The sequence below is a fragment of the Dactylosporangium sp. NPDC000555 genome (genome assembly GCF_040300025.1).
Lineage (GTDB): Bacteria > Actinomycetota > Actinomycetes > Mycobacteriales > Micromonosporaceae > Dactylosporangium.
The window spans coordinates 89,734-105,396 of sequence record NZ_JBEPDB010000010.1 but is presented as its reverse complement, the minus strand read 5'-3'; the positions used below and the strand labels follow the sequence as shown (position 1 = coordinate 105,396).

Annotated in this window: 14 protein-coding genes; 8 read left to right on the top strand and 6 right to left on the bottom strand. The window is 70.8% G+C overall.

Going from position 1 to position 15,663, the window contains the following annotated elements; translation table 11 throughout:
- Positions 1-34: 34 nt before the first annotated feature.
- Entirely contained in the window at positions 35-841 is an 807-nt protein-coding gene (locus ABT297_RS09435) for an LppX_LprAFG lipoprotein (protein ID WP_350546670.1), read from the top strand.
- 61 nt (positions 842-902) lie between these two features.
- Here ABT297_RS09435 and ABT297_RS09430 read toward each other — a convergent pair whose 3' ends face one another.
- The 6 genes from ABT297_RS09430 to ABT297_RS09405 form a co-directional block, all read right to left on the bottom strand.
- Positions 903-1,745 carry an amidohydrolase family protein gene (locus ABT297_RS09430; protein ID WP_350546667.1) on the bottom strand — a complete coding sequence of 281 codons (843 nt, stop codon included), beginning with the start codon at positions 1,743-1,745 and terminating at the stop codon, positions 903-905.
- A gap of 146 nt (positions 1,746-1,891) precedes the next feature.
- Positions 1,892-3,904 carry a ricin-type beta-trefoil lectin domain protein gene (locus ABT297_RS09425; protein WP_350546665.1) on the bottom strand — a complete coding sequence of 671 codons (2,013 nt, stop codon included), beginning with the start codon at positions 3,902-3,904 and terminating at the stop codon, positions 1,892-1,894.
- A gap of 18 nt (positions 3,905-3,922) precedes the next feature.
- On the bottom strand, positions 3,923-4,981 hold the full coding sequence (locus tag ABT297_RS09420) for an ABC transporter permease (protein ID WP_350546663.1): 1,059 nt from the start codon (positions 4,979-4,981) through the stop codon (positions 3,923-3,925).
- The gene (locus ABT297_RS09415) at positions 4,971-5,978 is read right to left on the bottom strand and encodes a sugar ABC transporter substrate-binding protein (RefSeq protein WP_350546660.1); all 1,008 of its coding nucleotides are present in this window, start codon (positions 5,976-5,978) and stop codon (positions 4,971-4,973) included. Before ABT297_RS09415 ends, ABT297_RS09420 begins: the two co-directional genes overlap by 11 nt.
- 55 nt (positions 5,979-6,033) lie before the next feature.
- Positions 6,034-7,059, bottom strand: coding sequence for an ABC transporter permease (locus ABT297_RS09410; protein ID WP_350546658.1), 1,026 nt, complete (start codon positions 7,057-7,059; stop codon positions 6,034-6,036).
- Entirely contained in the window at positions 7,056-8,561 is a 1,506-nt protein-coding gene (locus tag ABT297_RS09405; protein WP_350546655.1) for a sugar ABC transporter ATP-binding protein, read from the bottom strand. The genes ABT297_RS09410 and ABT297_RS09405 overlap by 4 nt, the downstream gene beginning before the upstream one ends.
- A gap of 377 nt (positions 8,562-8,938) precedes the next feature.
- Here ABT297_RS09405 and ABT297_RS09400 point away from each other — a divergent pair, with 377 nt between their 5' ends.
- From ABT297_RS09400 to ABT297_RS09370, 7 genes are all read left to right on the top strand, one after another.
- The gene (locus ABT297_RS09400) at positions 8,939-9,085 is read left to right on the top strand and encodes a hypothetical protein (RefSeq protein WP_350546652.1); all 147 of its coding nucleotides are present in this window, start codon (positions 8,939-8,941) and stop codon (positions 9,083-9,085) included.
- Entirely contained in the window at positions 9,082-10,614 is a 1,533-nt protein-coding gene (locus tag ABT297_RS09395) for a UxaA family hydrolase (protein WP_350546650.1), read from the top strand. The genes ABT297_RS09400 and ABT297_RS09395 overlap by 4 nt, the downstream gene beginning before the upstream one ends.
- A gap of 67 nt (positions 10,615-10,681) precedes the next feature.
- Positions 10,682-11,443 (top strand): SDR family NAD(P)-dependent oxidoreductase, encoded by a 762-nt coding sequence (locus ABT297_RS09390; RefSeq protein WP_350546648.1) that lies wholly within the window; start codon positions 10,682-10,684, stop codon positions 11,441-11,443.
- A complete protein-coding gene (locus ABT297_RS09385) occupies positions 11,440-12,192 on the top strand; it encodes an SDR family NAD(P)-dependent oxidoreductase (protein WP_350546645.1) in 753 nt (250 codons plus the stop codon). The genes ABT297_RS09390 and ABT297_RS09385 overlap by 4 nt, the downstream gene beginning before the upstream one ends.
- Positions 12,189-13,586: an FAD-binding oxidoreductase gene (locus ABT297_RS09380; protein ID WP_350546642.1), complete on the top strand. Its 1,398-nt coding sequence runs from the start codon at positions 12,189-12,191 to the stop codon at positions 13,584-13,586. Before ABT297_RS09385 ends, ABT297_RS09380 begins: the two co-directional genes overlap by 4 nt.
- Positions 13,583-14,659 carry a (Fe-S)-binding protein gene (locus ABT297_RS09375; RefSeq protein WP_350546641.1) on the top strand — a complete coding sequence of 359 codons (1,077 nt, stop codon included), beginning with the start codon at positions 13,583-13,585 and terminating at the stop codon, positions 14,657-14,659. The genes ABT297_RS09380 and ABT297_RS09375 overlap by 4 nt, the downstream gene beginning before the upstream one ends.
- Positions 14,656-15,648, top strand: a complete 993-nt coding sequence (locus ABT297_RS09370) for a LysR family transcriptional regulator (protein WP_350546639.1) — start codon at positions 14,656-14,658, stop codon at positions 15,646-15,648. The genes ABT297_RS09375 and ABT297_RS09370 overlap by 4 nt, the downstream gene beginning before the upstream one ends.
- Positions 15,649-15,663: the final 15 nt, after the last annotated feature.

Here is a 15,663-nt window from a genome sequence, read left to right as displayed (position 1 = left end):
GGCGGCACGGTGCCGCCCAACTGGAGGAAAACTGATGAAGTCCAGCAGGAGTGTCCTGCTCGCTTTGGTGTTGTCCGGAGCGCTCACCGTCACCACGGCCTGCGGCGACAAGAACGACAACGGCGGCGACGCCGCGCCGGCGGCCGGCGGATCGGCCAGCGCAGCTGCGTCACCGAAGGCCGACGCGCGCGCGGACCTGGCCAAGGCGTTCAACAAGCTCGCCGGCGTCACTGTGGCATATTCGACGACCACCGAAGTGGGTCCCGCGGCCGTTACCAAGCTGACGGGCTCCAGCGACCCCGCCAAGCAGACCAACAGCGGCTCGTTGACCATCACCACGCAGGGGCAGCAGATCACCGCTGAGGTCATCATCGTCGGCACCGACCTGTACCTGAAGCTGGGTCTGCCCGTTCCGGGCGTCGACCCGAAGAAGTGGATGTACATCGACGGCTCCAAGGCGTCGCTGGGCAAGCTGGGCCTCGGCAACCCGGACGACCCGGCCAACATCAAAGGGTTCGCCGACGCGATCGTGACGGTCGAGCAGACCGGCGCGGGCGCGTTCAAGGGCACGATCGACATCACCAAGCGCAACCTCCCGGCGTCCAGCGCCGATGTGATCCAGCAGATGGGCGACGCGGCGAAGTCGGTACCGTTCGAGGCGACGGTCGGCGCCGAGGGCTACATCACCTCGCTGACGTTGACGACGCCCGCCGCCGGCCAGGTTCCGGCGACGACGGCGACGACGACGTTCAGCGACTTCGGCAAGCCGGTCTCGATCAGCAAGCCGGCCGCCGCGGACGTGCAGCCCGCACCCGCGGCACTGCTGTCCCAGTTCGCCTGATTCGCGGCCAGAGGCCCGCTACCGCCCGTCGCGGTGGCGGGCCTCTGGCTTTCCCGTCGCCTCAGATGCGGTAGATGCGCTCCGCGTTGCCGCCGAAAACCTGCTCGAGCTCGTTCGGGCTCATCGCGGGCAGGGCGGCGGTGAGGCCCGCCAGCATGTCCTCGTACGAGCCGGCGAGCAGGCAGACGGGCCAGTCCGAGCCGAACAGGAGGCGTCGCGGCGTGAACCATTCCACGACCCGGCCGACGAACGGGCGCAGGTCGCCGGGCGTCCACGACGCCCAGTCGGCCTCGGTGACCATCCCCGACAGCTTGACCGACACGTTCGGCTCGGCGGCGAGCGCCGGCATGCCCCGCATCCAGGGGTCGTCCCGGCCCGCCGCGATGCGCGGCTTCGCGATGTGATCGAGCACGTAGCGCAGCTCCGGGAAGCGCCTGACCGCGTCGGTCGCCGCCGGAATCTCCCGGGCCCGGATCAGCAGGTCGTACGTGAGACCCCGGCGCTGCACGGCGGACAGGCCGCGCCGGACGTCGTCGCGCCGCAGCCAGTCCGGGTCCGGTTCGTCGTGGACTTGATGGCGTACGCCGACCAGCCGGCGGCCGGACGGTCCGTCGAGCAGCTCGTCGAGATCGTCGCCGACGGACGGGGAGGTCAGATCGACCCAGCCCACCACCCCGCGCACGGCGTCCGTATCCGCCGCCAGCTTCAGGAACTCGCGGGTCTCGGCGGGACTGGACAGGGTCTGCACGAGGATCGTCGCGTCGATGCCGGCGGCGCGCAGACTGGGCAGGAGGTCGTCCGGACCGAACGCGCGGCGCACGGGATCCATGGCGTCGCCCGCCATCCAGGGATAGGTGTACCCGGCGGGGTCCCAGAAGTGCTGGTGCGCATCGATGCGTTGCACGGTGCCTCCTCATCCGGAGCGTTCATCTCGAGCGTCGATCGGGCGAGCCCGACCAGCACGGTACATCGGGCGCACCCGGTGCTCGGGCGGCCGCGGCACGGATCGTCGCGCCGCGGCCGCTCGAGGTGCGCTGCCGAGTGCCCTGCCTAGACGAGCAGGTCGAACTCCTCCCAGGGGCCGACGGCGGTGCGGTTGGCGATCAGCGGTTGCGCACCGGCGGACTCCGCGGCCACGATCCGGCCGTTGGCACGCGCTCGGAAGCTGATGCTGCCGTCGTTGTTGTAGATGAGGTCGAACTGCTGGGCCGGGCCGATGGTGGTGCTGCCGGCGATCAGCGATGCCGCGCCGCCGCTGGGCGCGTCGACGTACCGGTTGTTGGCGTGCGCGCGCAGGCTCACGCTGCCGTCGGCGTTGTCGATGAGGTCGAACGTCTCCCAGGCGTCGACGACGGCCCGGTTGGCGATCAGCGGTTGCGCACCGGCGGACTCGGCGGTCACGATCTGGCCGTTCACGCGGGCGCGCAGGCCGACCTGCGAGTTGAAGAGGCGCCACTTCTGGTTGTTGCCGCCCCCGCAGGACCAGAGCCGGAGATTCTGCGGGTTGGACGGGTCGGCGTCCAGGCAGAGGCGGGAGTCGACTCCGCGAATCGTACCGTCGGAGAAGAAGCGCCACTGCTGGTTGGCGTTGCCCAGGCAGTCGTGGATGACGACACGGGTGCCGTTGGTCTTGCCGAAGCCGAAGGCGTCCAGGCATTTCGTGCCGTTGTATACGGTGATCGCTCCGTTGGGCCTTCTGGTCCATCGCTGGTTATTGCCGTTCACGCAGCCGCGAACCTGGAGCTGGACGTCGTTGGCCTGTGACGAGTTGGGGACGTCGAGGCACGCGTTGAGGCCGGCGTTGCGCAGCTCGGTCGTGCCCGCGCCGAGACCGCCCCAGGCGTACTTGAGCCGGTCGACGGCGGTGGGGTTGGCCGTCCACAGCGGCAGGTTGTTGGAGCTGCCGTCGAAGCTGCCGGCGAGCCTCAGGATGTTCAGCGTGTCGTGGTCCGGGGTCGTGGTCCGGCCGCCGATGACATGGCACCAGATCGCACCCAGGTGGTAGTTGCGGACGACGTCGGTGATGGCACGCAGGTACGCAACCTCTTTGTCGGTCGTGCCGGTGGGGGTGGCGTTGAAGTCGACGCCGGTGTCCGCCGACGCTCCGAACTCCTCGATGACGGTGCGCGAGGCGCAGTTGCCCATGAGCGTCGTGATGTCGCTGACCCACTGATCGTAGGTCCGTGAACCGTACGGGAAGGCATAACGATGCAGGCCGAGGTAGACCCCGTTGAAGCGGGAGTCGTTGCACAGCGGCCGCAGGTCACTTCCCCACCCGCCGCCGTCGAGCTGGGCGCCCTCGATGAACAGCCGGTTGCCCGCGATGCCGGCCGTGTTCATGCGGGCGACCCAGGTGGCGGCGAAGTCCAGCCACTGCGTGGTGTTGAAGCCGATGGGCTCGTTGATCGGGTCGAAGTAGATCAGAGGGTTGGACCGGTATCTGGCGGCCAACGTGTCCCACATCTGGTTCCAGGTGGACAGGAAGCCGGCCGGGACCATGTTCGTACCGTCCTGCACCCAGTAGCACAGGATGACCTTGAAACCTCTGGCGGTGGCGGCGTCGATGACGCCGTTGTAGGTGTTCCAGGCCGTGGTGGCGGGGTTGATCGGCAGCCGGACGGTGTTGGCACCCAGGTCGTTCTGGAACGCGGCGAACATGGCGTCGGCCTTGCTCCGGGCGGAGTTGTAGTCGTCGTTCGCGGACAACCCCTGCAGGACGAGCCGGTCGGGAGTGAAGTTGTCTCCCAGCCGGGACCAGTGCACGCCACGGAACTGACCGGGGTCGAAGCCGGGGGCGGCGTCGGCCCTCGCCGGGCTGAGCACCACCATCAGCGCGGCCGAGGCCAACGCGGTCAGTACGGCGGCCGCCCAGGTCAGCACGCGGCGTTTGAAACCGATCACGGAAGTGGCAAACGCCAATGGTTTGGCCATGGTTTTCCTTTCCAGCTCGGCGGGCGATGACGGCCAGCGGGGGATCGGATGGCCGGTAACGCGGCTTTCATCAGCCAGAAATGAAATTAGCGAGGCGGCCCGGTTACGTCGATCGTGGATTTCGGAACTCATCTATCTGTATGGCGAATCCTAGGCGCTGCCGGATCGCCGTCTCAGCCAACGCAACACACCGTCCGCAGACGCCGCCACGAAGATGAACGCGCCCGTCACCATCTGCTGGTCGAAACTCTGCAGCCCGAGCAGACTCATCCCGTTGGACAGGAACCCCAGGAACAGCACGCCGATGCCGGTGCGCAGCAGGCTCCCCCGCCCGCCGGAGAGGCCGGTGCCGCCCAGGACGACGGCGCCGACGATGTTGAGCAGCAGCGGACTGCCCATGCTCGCACCCGCTCCGGCGAGTCCCGACGTCAGCACCATGCCCGCGATCGCCGAGAAGAGGCCGGCGACGACGTAGACGCTCGTCCGCGTGCGGACCACGTTGACGCCGCTGATGCGCGCGACCTCGACGTTCGCTCCCACGTGCACGACACGGCGGCCCCAGGCCGTGCGCGTCAGCGCGATCTGTGCGATGACGTACAGCACGACGGCGAGCCACACCGCGTACGGAACGCCGGCGGGCCCGTCGATGCTGAAGCGGATGAAACCGATGGGCATCGGCGCGATCGTCCGGCCGTGGCTGAGCAGTGTCGTGCAACCGCTCACGACGTACAGCGCGGCGAGCGTCACGGCGAACGGCACGACGTTGAGCCTCGACACGACGACCCCGACCGCCAGTCCGATCACGGTCCCCGCGCACAGGCCCGCGGCGATGCCGGCCGCGAGGCTGCCGCTGCTGGTGATGACCCACGCGCCGGCGACACCGCTGGCGCCGATCACGCTTCCGGTCGACAGGTCGATCCCGCCGGTCAGGATCACGAAGGTCGCGCCGATCGCCGCGATGGCGACGACGGCCGACTGGCTCAGCACGTTGATCAGGTTCGACGACGTCAGGAGGCCGTCGGTCATGGCGCCGAGGACGACGATCAACGCGATCAGGGCGGGCAGCATCGCGAGGTCGGCGAGCCAGCCGGGACGACGGCGCCCGTCGCGCAGCCAGGCGAGGCGGGCCGGCCGCGGGGTCGGGGTGGCGGACAGGGCGGCGGAGGGCTCCGCGGTGGAGCCCTCCGTGCGAGCGGGCTCAGGACGCACAGCCCCACACCTGTGAGCTGGTCGTGGCGAAGTTGGCCTGGTTGAGCGTCAGCCCCTTGGCCTGGACGGTCTTCGGATCGACCGGCCGGCCGCCGAGCGCCGTGGTGACCGCGGCGATGGCCTGCTTGCCGAACTCGTCGACGGGCGTGGCGATGTCGGCGTCCAGCGTCTTGGCCTGCATGGCCTTGCAGCCGTTCTGGTCCCCGTCGATGGTCACCATGAACACGTGCTTGGGGTCGCCGATCGGCGCGAGCCTGCCGGCCGCGGTCAGCGCCGACTGCACCGACGGCAGGAGGAAGTCGGAGGGCACGTAGATCGCGTTGATTGTCGGGTCCTTCTGCAGCGCGTTCGAGGTTCCGTCGAGCGCCTGCGTCGGGTTCCAGTCGGTGGGCACCTGGCTGACGACGGTGATGTTCGGCTGGCCGGCGACCGCGGCGTTGAATCCGTCGCGCCGGCCTATCGCGTTCTGATCGGTCAGCCCGCCGACCAGTTCCAGGACCTTCAGCGGCGTCGTCTTGGCCGCCGCGATGAACTCGGCCGCGACCGCCTTGCCGTCGGCCACCGGGTCGCCGGTGATCTGGAACGTGATGTTCTGCTGGTCGGCGACCGAGCGGTCGATCGCGAGGAACGGGACGTTGCGGGCCTTGGCCAGGCTGGCCGACGAGGCGATCTGCTGGCCGTCCTGCGCGATCACGATCACCGCGTCGACCTTCTTCGTCTGAATCAGGTCCTGGATCTGGGAGGCCTGCTTCTGGGCGTCCTGGTCGGCGACGTTGAAGATGACCGAGTACCCCGCGGCCTCGGCCGCTTTCTGGATCGACGACTTCTCCGCCTGGCGGATGGCGTTCAACAGGTCGAAGCTCACGCCGAGCGTGCGCTTCTTGCCCGACGCCGCCCCGTCCGATCCGTTCGAGCTCGCGGTCGAACCGCACGCGGTGAGCGTCAACGACGCCACGGCGACCGTGGCCAGGCATCGCACAACACCGAACCGTTTCACGACAGCTCCCTTCGATGGCTTCATTTGCCGTTCGGTTGATTCATGGGGTGTTCGATCACGCCGACGTCGCGCCGCCGTACCGCCCGTCCCGTGACGGACGGCCCCGGCCGGTCAGCCCAACCGCGTGAGCAAGCTTTCGCCACCGCGCTCCGGCGGCCAGGACCGCGGCGAGCAGCACGCTGCCGCGGACGATGTCGAAGACGTACGGCGAGGCGCCGGAGAAGACCAGACCGGTCTGGACGGTCGTGAGCACGAGGGCGCCCAGAACGGTTCCGCCGATGCTTCCCCGCCCGCCGAACAGAGTCGTCCCGCCCAGGACCACCGCCGTGATGACCGTCAGCTCGAAGCCTTGGCCGATGGACGGCTGCACGGCGCCGAGGCGGGCGGTCTGGGTCAGGGAGGCGACCGCGGCCAGCAGGCCGGCCACCGCGTAGGCGCCCACGAGCACCCTTCGGACCGGCAGTCCGGCATTGACGGCGGCATCGGGGTTGGAGCCAACCGCCTGCACGTACCGGCCGAAGGTCGTGCGGCTGAACACGAACCCGCCGCCGAGCGCCACCGCCGCCGCGATGAGGACCGGCGTCGGCACGCCGAGCAGGCTTCCGGTGCCGATACCGCGCAGGTTCGCGGGAAGGTCGATGTTCTGCTGGCCCGTGACATGCCCGCCCGCACCACGGAACACCTGCATCGTCGCGAGGGTGACGATGAGCGCGGGCACCCGGGTGAACGCCACCGCGACACCGTTGAGCAGGCCCATGAGGACGCCCGTCGCGCAGATGACGGCGAAGACCACGGCGGTGGGCAGGCCGACGACGGCCCGGCTGGACTCGATCGCCGCCGCGAGGAAGAGCATCGACCCGACGGACAGGTCGATCCCGGCGGTCATGATCACGTATGTCATGCCGACGGCGGCGACGATCAGCGGGCTCGCCTGAACGGCGATGTTGCGGAAGTTGGCCACGGTTGCGAACTCGTGGTAGGAGGCCGCCAGCCCGAGCAGCACCACCACGAGCACCGGCAGCAACGGCTCCCGTCGGAGGACGGCACGGAGTCGCCCGTAGCAGTCGGTCGCCCGGCTCACGCCGCACCGCCCGTGGCGAGCCGGATCACGGTCTCCTGCGTCGCCCGCGAACGGTCGAGGATGCCGGCGAGGCGGCCGTCGTGCATGACCCCGACACGGTGGCTGAGCCCGAGTACCTCCTCCATCTCCGAGCTGATCACCAGTATCGACGATCCGGCGCCGGCGAGATCGACGAGCATCCGGTAGATCTCCGCCTTGGCGCCCACGTCGATGCCGCGGGTCGGCTCGTCGAGGATGATCAGGCGGGGCCGTCGCACCAGCCACTTGCCGAGGACCACCTTCTGCTGGTTGCCGCCGCTCAACGATCCGCCGCCGGCGCCCAGACCACCGCGGGCGACCAGGTGCACCCTGCCGGCCAGCTCCTCGGTCATCCGACGCTCGCGGCCGCTGTCGAGCCATCCGGTCCGGCGAAACCGGCAGACCGAGTTGAGGTCCACAATGGACAGGCTCTCGCGGATGGGCCGGTCGAGGAACAGACCTTCGTGCCGCCGATCCTCGGTGACGAACGCCATCCCGGCCTCGATGCAGGCGCGGACGCTGCCGCGCCGCAGCTGCCGTCCGTCCATCTCGACCCGGCCGATGTCGCCGGCCAGACCGAAGATCGCCCGGGCGACCTCGGTGCGGCCGGAGCCCATCAGCCCGGCCAGGCCGAAGATCTCCCCCTCGGCGATGTCGAACGAGACCCCTGAGACCCGGGCGCCGTCCCCCAGGTCGCGCACCGACAGCGCCTTCGCGTCCCGGGGCGGCGCCAGCGACGGATAGCCACGGGCGAGCTCCCGCCCCACCATGAGCGACTCGAGCGCGGCCCGGTTGAGCTCGCCCGTCGGCCGGTCCGCCACGACACGCCCGTCGCGCATGACCACGACACGCTGGCTGAGCCTGGTGATCTCCTCGAGGTAGTGCGAGATGTAGAGGATGGCGACGCCGTCGGCGCGCAGTTGCTCGACGATCCCCATGATCAGCTCACGCTCGGCGAGGTTCAGCGACGCGGTCGGCTCGTCGAACACGATCGCGCGCGGGTCGGCGGCCAGCGCCTTGGCGATCTCCACCAGCTGGCGCTGCCCGGCGGACAGGTCACGAACGACCGCCTCCGGGCCGAAGCCGGCACCGACGCGACGGAGCACGGGTGCGGCGGCGCGGCGCAGCTGTCCGGGCCGGACCGTCGCACGGCCGGGGGCCCGAAGCCGGTCGATGAGGATGTTCTCGGCGACGGTGAGGTCCGGAAACAGGCTGGTCTCCTGATGTACCGTGACAACGCCGGACTGTTTGGCGCTGCCGACCCCCTCGGCGGGCGGCGCGCCGCCGAAGCTCACCTGGCCGGAGTCGGGCCGCAGGGTCCCGCCGATGATGTTCTTGATGGTGGACTTGCCGGCACCGTTCTCTCCGACCAGCGCGACGACCTCGCCGCCGGCGACGGTGAACGAGACGCCGTCCACGGCGGCGATACCGCCGAACGACTTCGACACGTTGGCGACCGCGATCGCCGGCGCCGGATGCACCACGGTCAGCTCGCCGTCGGGATGGTCGTGACCCGGCGATGACGAGCAGGCCGCCGCTGACAGCAGGTGCCCCGCGCATCGTCGCCGAACCAGCGGCGGTGCTCGAACATCAGATGCCTCCAGTTCACATGATGTCTCGGCCGTGTCCGGGCTCAAGGTGCAGCCGACGTTACGCCCGGCGATCATGCCGGTGAAGCGCATGTTTCGGCAGGGGCCGATCCGAAATTCGGATCGGCCGGTCGCTATTCGCGCCATTGCCACACCACCGGCCATGTGCCGTTTTTCGCCCGCGGCCCGGTCCGCGGCTATTCGCGATACGGATGATCCCGTTCTGTTACTCACGCTTCGCCGCGGAAGCGCGGCGACCTATGGTCGACGGCATGACGCTCCCGCTTCGAGTCGCAGAATCCGGGCTCGGTCGTTTCCCGGCCAAGCATGAAAGAATCGCCCGCCGATTCGAGGCGGTGGCACTCGACGGCGACGCTTCCGTGCGTCGCGCGAACGCCGGCCTGCGGGAGTTTTCATGACGACAGCCGCGCCGGCCGACATCGTCGAGCCGCTGGTGCCGATGGCGGGGGTGGATGACGTCGGGCTGGTCCTCACCGATGTCGGCCGCGGGACGCCGGTCCGGACCGCCGTCGGCGTGGTCACCGCGGTCGATGACATTCCGGCCGGTCACAAGGTTGCCGTCCGGTCCGTCGCGGCCGGCGCGCCGGTGCGCAAGTACGGCGAGGTGATCGGCTCGGCCAGGCAGGAGATTCCGCCGGGAGCCCACGTACACCTGCACAACCTCGGCGTCGGGCAGTCCTCGGCGGGCAACGGCACGTTCCGTGGCGCATCGGCGGCATGGAGCCCGCCGGCCGCGCCGACGCGCGAGCACTTCCTGGGCTACCGCCGCGCCGACGGCCGGGCGGCGACACGCAACTACATCGCCGTGCTGCCGACCGTCAACTGCTCGGCGACGGTGGCCCGCATGATCGCGCAGACCGCCAACGCCGCGCATGCCGGTGTTCCCGGGCTGGACGGCGTGATCGCGCTGACGCACGACCTGGGCTGCGGCATGGCCGAGGGTACCCCGGGCGACGCCATCCTGCGGCGCACGCTGCGCGGGTACGCCGGGCACGCGAACATCGCCGCGGTGGTGACGATCAGCCTCGGCTGCGAGGTCAACCAGCCCGACAACGTCTTCGGCGAGCACGTCCCCGCCGAGACGCTGGGCATCCAGGAATTGGGCGGGACGGCCGCCACCGTCAACGCCGCACTCGAGCGTGTCGCGGAGATGGTTGCCGGCGTCACGGCCCTGCGGCGCGAGCCCATCCCGGTCGCCGAACTGGTGCTCGGGCTGCAGTGCGGGGGCAGCGACGCGTACTCGGGCCTGACCGCCAACCCGACGCTCGGCGTGGCGGCCGACCTCCTGGTCGCGGCCGGCGGCCGGGTCATCCTCGGCGAGACTCCCGAGATCTACGGGGCGGAGCACCTGCTGCGCAACCGCGCCGCGACACCCGAGCTCGCCCGGCGCATCGACGAGCTGATCCTCTGGTGGCAGGAGTACACGGCGCGCAACGACGCGGCGCTCGACAGCAACCCGTCCAAGGGCAACAAGGCCGGCGGCATCACGACCATCTGGGAAAAGTCGCTGGGCGCGGTCCTCAAGGCCGGCACCAGTCCGCTCAACGACGTCGTCGCGTACGCCGAAGCGGTCACCGCCGCGGGCCTGACCTTCATGGACACCCCCGGCTACGACCCGGTGTCGGCGACGGGCATGGTGGCCGGCGGGGCGAACCTGCTGGCGTTCACCACCGGGCGCGGCTCGGTGTTCGGATCCCGGCCCACCCCGTGCTTCAAGATCAGCACGACCTCCCGGCTGTTCGAGCGCATGCGCGGCGACATGGACTTCGACGCCGGTCCCGCGATGTCGCGGGACGAGCAGATCCACTGTGGAACCCTCATGTTCGAAGCCCTGGTGGACATGGCTTCCGGCACACCGAGCAAGTCCGAGACGCTCGGCTTCGGCACCGAGGAGATCGTGCCGTGGCGGATGGGAGCCGTTGTTTGACCGCCGACGCCCGCCCGCGCTTCCCGGGCCGCCGCCGAACCAGTTCCGCTCAGCACGAGAGGTCACGATGAGATTCAGCGACAAGGTCGCCGTCGTCACCGGCGCCAATTCCGGCATCGGCCGGGCTACCGCGACGCGCCTGCTGGCCGAGGGGGCCACCGTCTACGCCGTCGACTCGCACCACACCGACCCGTGGCAGGACCCGGGCGCCGGGCGCCTGCGGCTGATCGACCTCGACGTCGCCGACGCAGGCGCCCCCGAGCGGCTCGCGGCCCGGCTGCGCGACGACGACCAGCGCGTCGACGTGCTGGCCAACGTCGCGGGCATCCTGCACATCGCGCCCTTCCTGGAGGTCGGCCGCGGCGACTGGGACCGTGTGCTCGCGGTGAACCTGACCGGCGTGTTCTTCCTGAGCCAGGCCGTCGCCCGCATCATGGTCGACAAGCAGACCGCGGGGCGCATCGTCAACGTCTCGTCGGTCCACGCCGTGGTCTCCGAGCCGAACGCGGCACCTTACACGGCGACCAAGGGCGGCCTGGAGGCCATGACCCGCACCATGGCATCCGAGCTCGCGCCCTACGGCATCACCGCGAACTGCGTGCGCCCCGGCGCGACCAGGACCAGGATGAGCGAGCCCATCTACACCCCGCAGATCGTCCAGTCGTTGCGGGCGAAGATCCCGTTGGGCACGATCGCGCCGCCGGAGTGGGTGGCCTCGGCCATCTGTTACCTCGCCTCCGACGAGGCCTGCTACACCACCGGCGCCTGTCTCGACGTCGACGGCGGATACGCCATGGACGGCTCGCTGCCCGGGACGGCGTACTCGTGAGCGTCGTCGCCGTGGTGACCGGAGCCGCCTCCGGCATCGGCCGCGCCACCGCCGTGTCGATGGCCCGCGAGGGCTACGAGGTCGCCATGGTCGACCTCGACATCGCCGGCCTCGCCGCGACACGTGCCCAGATCGAGCGCGACGGCGGCAAGGCGCACGAGTTCGCGCTGGACCTGTGCGACCCGCTCGCGGTCGGCTCGGTCACCCGCGAGATCGCGGTGACCATCGGCGCCCCGGAGGTGCTGGTGAACGTGGCCGGCATCGGCGTGGCCGCGACCGTGCTGGAAACCAGCGACGAGGACTGGAGCCGTGTCCTGGCGGTGAACCTCACGGGTCCCTTCCTCACAACACGGGCGACGCTGCCGTTGATGCTCGATCGAGGCAGCGGCGTGATCGTCAACATCGCCTCGGTGGGCGGCCTGGTCGGCCTCGCCCGCCGAGCCGCGTACTGCGCTTCCAAGGCCGGACTGATCGGGCTCACCAGGGCGATCGCGGTGGACCACGCCCGGGACGGCATCCGCTGCGTCGCGATCTGCCCCGGCACCGTGGAGACCGAATGGGTCGGAAAGATCCTCGCCAACGCCCCAGATCCGGCCGCCGCCCGCGACGCGATGGCGGCCCGGCAGCTCGACGGGCGCATGGGAACGCCGGACGAGATAGCCGCCATGGTCGCCTTCGTCGCCGGTCCCGAGGGCCGGTTCATCAACGGATCGGCCCTCGTCATCGACGGCGGGATGACGGCAGCTTGACCGCCGCGGCAGTCACCGACGCCCCCGCGATCGCCGCCGATCTGGGCCGCATCGTCGGGGCGTCCAACGTGGAGATACGCCCGGCGGCGCTGGTGCCCTACCGGACGGATGCCACGTTCGGGTTCTCCGGCGAACCATGGGCCGTCGTCAGGCCCGCGGGTGTGGAGGAGGTGTCGCGGATCCTGGCCTGGGCCAACCGGCGCCACGTACCCGTCGTGCCGCGCGGCGCGGGCACCAGCCTCGCCGCGGGTGCGGTCCCGATCCGCGGCGGCATCGTGCTCGCCCTGACCCGCATGAACCGGATCGTGTCGATCGACCCGGTCGACCTCACCGCGGTCGTGCAACCCGGCGTCACAACCCAGGACCTCGCGCGCGCCGCCGGTGAACACGGCCTGCACTACCCGCCCGATCCCGGCAGCCAGCGCGTGTCCACGCTCGGGGGCAACGTCGCCACCAACGCCGGCGGGCTGCACGGGCTCAAGTACGGCAACACCGGCGGCTATGTCCTGGGCGTGGAGGCCGTCCTCGCCGATGGCGAAGTCATCCGCGCGGGCGGCCAGCTCATCAAGGACGTCGCCGGGTACGACCTCGTCCGCCTGCTCACCGGTTCGGAGGGCACGCTGGCGGTGCTGACCGAGTTGACGCTGGCCCTGCGCCCGGCGCCGGCGGCAAGCACCACCGGACTGGCGTACTTCGCCGATCTGGAGTCGGCCAGCGACGCCGTGCGCGGCGTCATCGGCGCCGGCATCCTGCCCGCCACCCTCGAGTTCCTCGACGCGAGATGCATCCGGTCCGTCGACGCGTACGCACACCTGGGCCTGGACACGACGGCAGGGGCGATGCTGCTGTTCGGCGACGACGGCAGCGACGCCGAGGTGCGGCGGACGGTATCGGCGATGGCGGCGGTCATGCGCGAACACGCCGCCTCCTCGGTGCAGATCGCCACCGCGGCGGCCGAGTCCGACGCGCTGCTGGCCGCGCGCCGCTGCGCCTTACCGGCGCTGTCCAGGCTCGGCGGGGCGACCATGCTCGAGGACGTCGGCGTGCCGCGCTCGCGCCTGCCCGAGTTGGTCCGCCGCATCGACGCGATCGCCGAGCGGCACGAGGTGACCATGGCGACCTTCGGCCATGCCGGCGACGGCAACGCACATCCGGTCGGATGCTTCGACCCCCGCGATGCCGAACAGCGCGCACGCGTCGCGGCCGCGTTCGACGACATCTTCGCCGCCGCGGTCGACCTGGGTGGCACCATCACCGGCGAGCACGGCGTCGGCGCGGCGAAGCTGCCGTACCTCGAAGCACAACTCGGCCGGCCGCAGACCGCGCTGCTGGCCCGGATCAAGCGGGCGTTCGACCCCGCGGGCATCCTCAACCCCGGAAAGCTGGGATCATGACCGCCGGCCGCATCTTCGACCCAGCGGATCTCGGCACCTGCATCTCCTGCGGGTTCTGCCTGCCCTCCTGCCCCACCTACAAGCTGACAGGCGACGAGGCGTCGTCGCCGCGCGGACGGATCGCGCTCATGCGCGCCATCGACGACGGGACCGTCGACGTCTTCGACGCCGCCGCCCGCCATCAGGGCTCCTTCTGCCTCGGCTGCCGCGCGTGCGAACCCGTGTGCCCGGCCGGGGTCCCCTACGGCCGGCTGCTGGAACATCTCCGCGATGCGCAATGGAAGGGCAAGCGCCGGCCGTTGCGGATCCGGCCCCTGCTGGCGTTCGCCAAGAGCCGCCGGCTCATCCGGCTCATCGGCGGCGTCCGCCGGCACGCACCGTTCACCGCGCCGGCGGTACCGCGGGACGACGGCGACACGCTGATGCTCGGCTGCTTCGAGCGGGTCCTGTTCCCCTCGGTGAGCCGCGCCGCCGCCAGCACGCTACCGGGTGTGCGCGTGGCGCGCGACCAGGGCTGCTGCGGCGCGCTGCACGCCCACAACGGCGACCTGGCCCGCGGCGAGCGGCTCGCCGCGGGCCTCGCCGACCGGCCCGGGCGGCTCGTCTGCACCGCCGGCGGTTGCGCCGCCCATCTCGCGGCGGTCGCGGGCCGCGACCGGGTCCTGGACTACTCCGAGGCGCTGCTCGAACTCGGCCGCGTGCCGGGCCCGATCCTCGTCGACGACCGGCCGGCCCGCATCGGCCTGCAGGACTCGTGTCACCTTCGCAACGGGCTGGGCGTGCGGGACGCGCCCCGCGCGGTGCTCGGGATGCTCGGCGAATACGTCGAGGTCCCCGGCGCGGGCGACTGTTGCGGCGCCGCCGGCACGTATGCCATCCTCCGCCGGCGCGACAGCCAGCGGGTCCTCGCCGCGAAACTGGCCGCGCTGGCCGATCTGGACCTAGACTTCCTGGTCGTGGTCAACCCGGGATGCCAGCGCCAGCTGACGACGGCGGTTCGTCGCGCCGGGCTGCGCACCAAGGTGGTGCACCTGGCCGAGCTCGTCGCCTCGGCACAGGACGATCACCGATGAGCACCCCCGAGGAACCCGGCGACCTCGACCCGGTCGCGTTGACCCCGCGCGACCCCCGGGACGCCATGTCGCTGCAGACCGCCTGGTTGCGCAGCTTTCTCGCGGTGGCGGACAAGGGCGGTTTCGGCGCCGCCACCCTCGCACTGCACCTGTCCCAGTCCCGGGTCAGCGCCCACATCGCGGCGCTGGAGCACGCCCTCGGCGTGACGCTGTTCGATCGCAAGGCACGGCCGATCTGCACGACAGCGGCCGGGGAGCTGTTCCGCGGCCACGCCATGGCCGCCATGCTGGAACTGCAGCGCGGGATCGAAGCGGTCCGCAGCACGCTCGACAATATCGTCGCCCACGTGACGATCGGCAGCTACCCCAGCGTCAGCTGCACCTACCTGCCCGCGGTGCTGCAGGAGTTGCAGGCCAGGCATCCCGGCGTCACGGTCGAACTGCACGAGGGCACCGCCGCGACGCTGGAGGAGATGGTCGCCGGCGGAACCGTCGATCTGGCGTTCCGGCCGCTCCTGCCGAAGATGCGCGAGACCACGCTGTGCCATCGCACGATCTGGCACGAGGACATCGTCGTGGTCATGCGCGAGAACGACCCCCTTTCCCAGCAGGCGTCGGTCAGCGTCGAGGACGTCCTGGCCCGCCCGCTGATCGGCAATCCGGCCGGCTCCGAGGAGGACGGCGGCGGATTCGACCTCCGCAACACGCTCGGCGAGGCCGCCGCCCGCGCCAACATCGTCTATCTGACCGACCAGCCGACGACCCTGGTCGCGCTGGTGCGCGCCGCGTTCGGCATCGGCGTCATCAACCGCCTCGCGTTGCAGACCACCAGCACCGAGGGGCTGACCGTCCGCACCATCGACTCGCCCACCGCCCATCGCAACGTCGCGCTCTTCTGGATGCGCCGGCGGGCGGACAGCGCGGTCGTCAAGGCGTTCCTCGACGCCCAGGAGCGGGCGCCGCTACCACCCGGCGTGCTCCCGATCTGACGCCGGTGCCGGTCC

Bases quoted from the DNA above. Each gene is read 5' to 3' on its own strand.
- ABT297_RS09435 (WP_350546670.1), top strand. From the start codon at position 35: ATGAAGTCCAGCAGGAGTGTCCTGCTCGCTTTGGTGTTGTCCGGAGCG.
- ABT297_RS09375 (WP_350546641.1), top strand. From the start codon at position 13,583: ATGACCGCCGGCCGCATCTTCGACCCAGCGGATCTCGGCACCTGCATC.
- ABT297_RS09395 (WP_350546650.1), top strand. From the start codon at position 9,082: ATGACGACAGCCGCGCCGGCCGACATCGTCGAGCCGCTGGTGCCGATG.
- ABT297_RS09425 (WP_350546665.1), bottom strand. From the start codon at position 3,904: ATGAGTTCCGAAATCCACGATCGACGTAACCGGGCCGCCTCGCTAATT.
- ABT297_RS09400 (WP_350546652.1), top strand. From the start codon at position 8,939: ATGACGCTCCCGCTTCGAGTCGCAGAATCCGGGCTCGGTCGTTTCCCG.
- ABT297_RS09390 (WP_350546648.1), top strand. From the start codon at position 10,682: ATGAGATTCAGCGACAAGGTCGCCGTCGTCACCGGCGCCAATTCCGGC.
- ABT297_RS09370 (WP_350546639.1), top strand. From the start codon at position 14,656: ATGAGCACCCCCGAGGAACCCGGCGACCTCGACCCGGTCGCGTTGACC.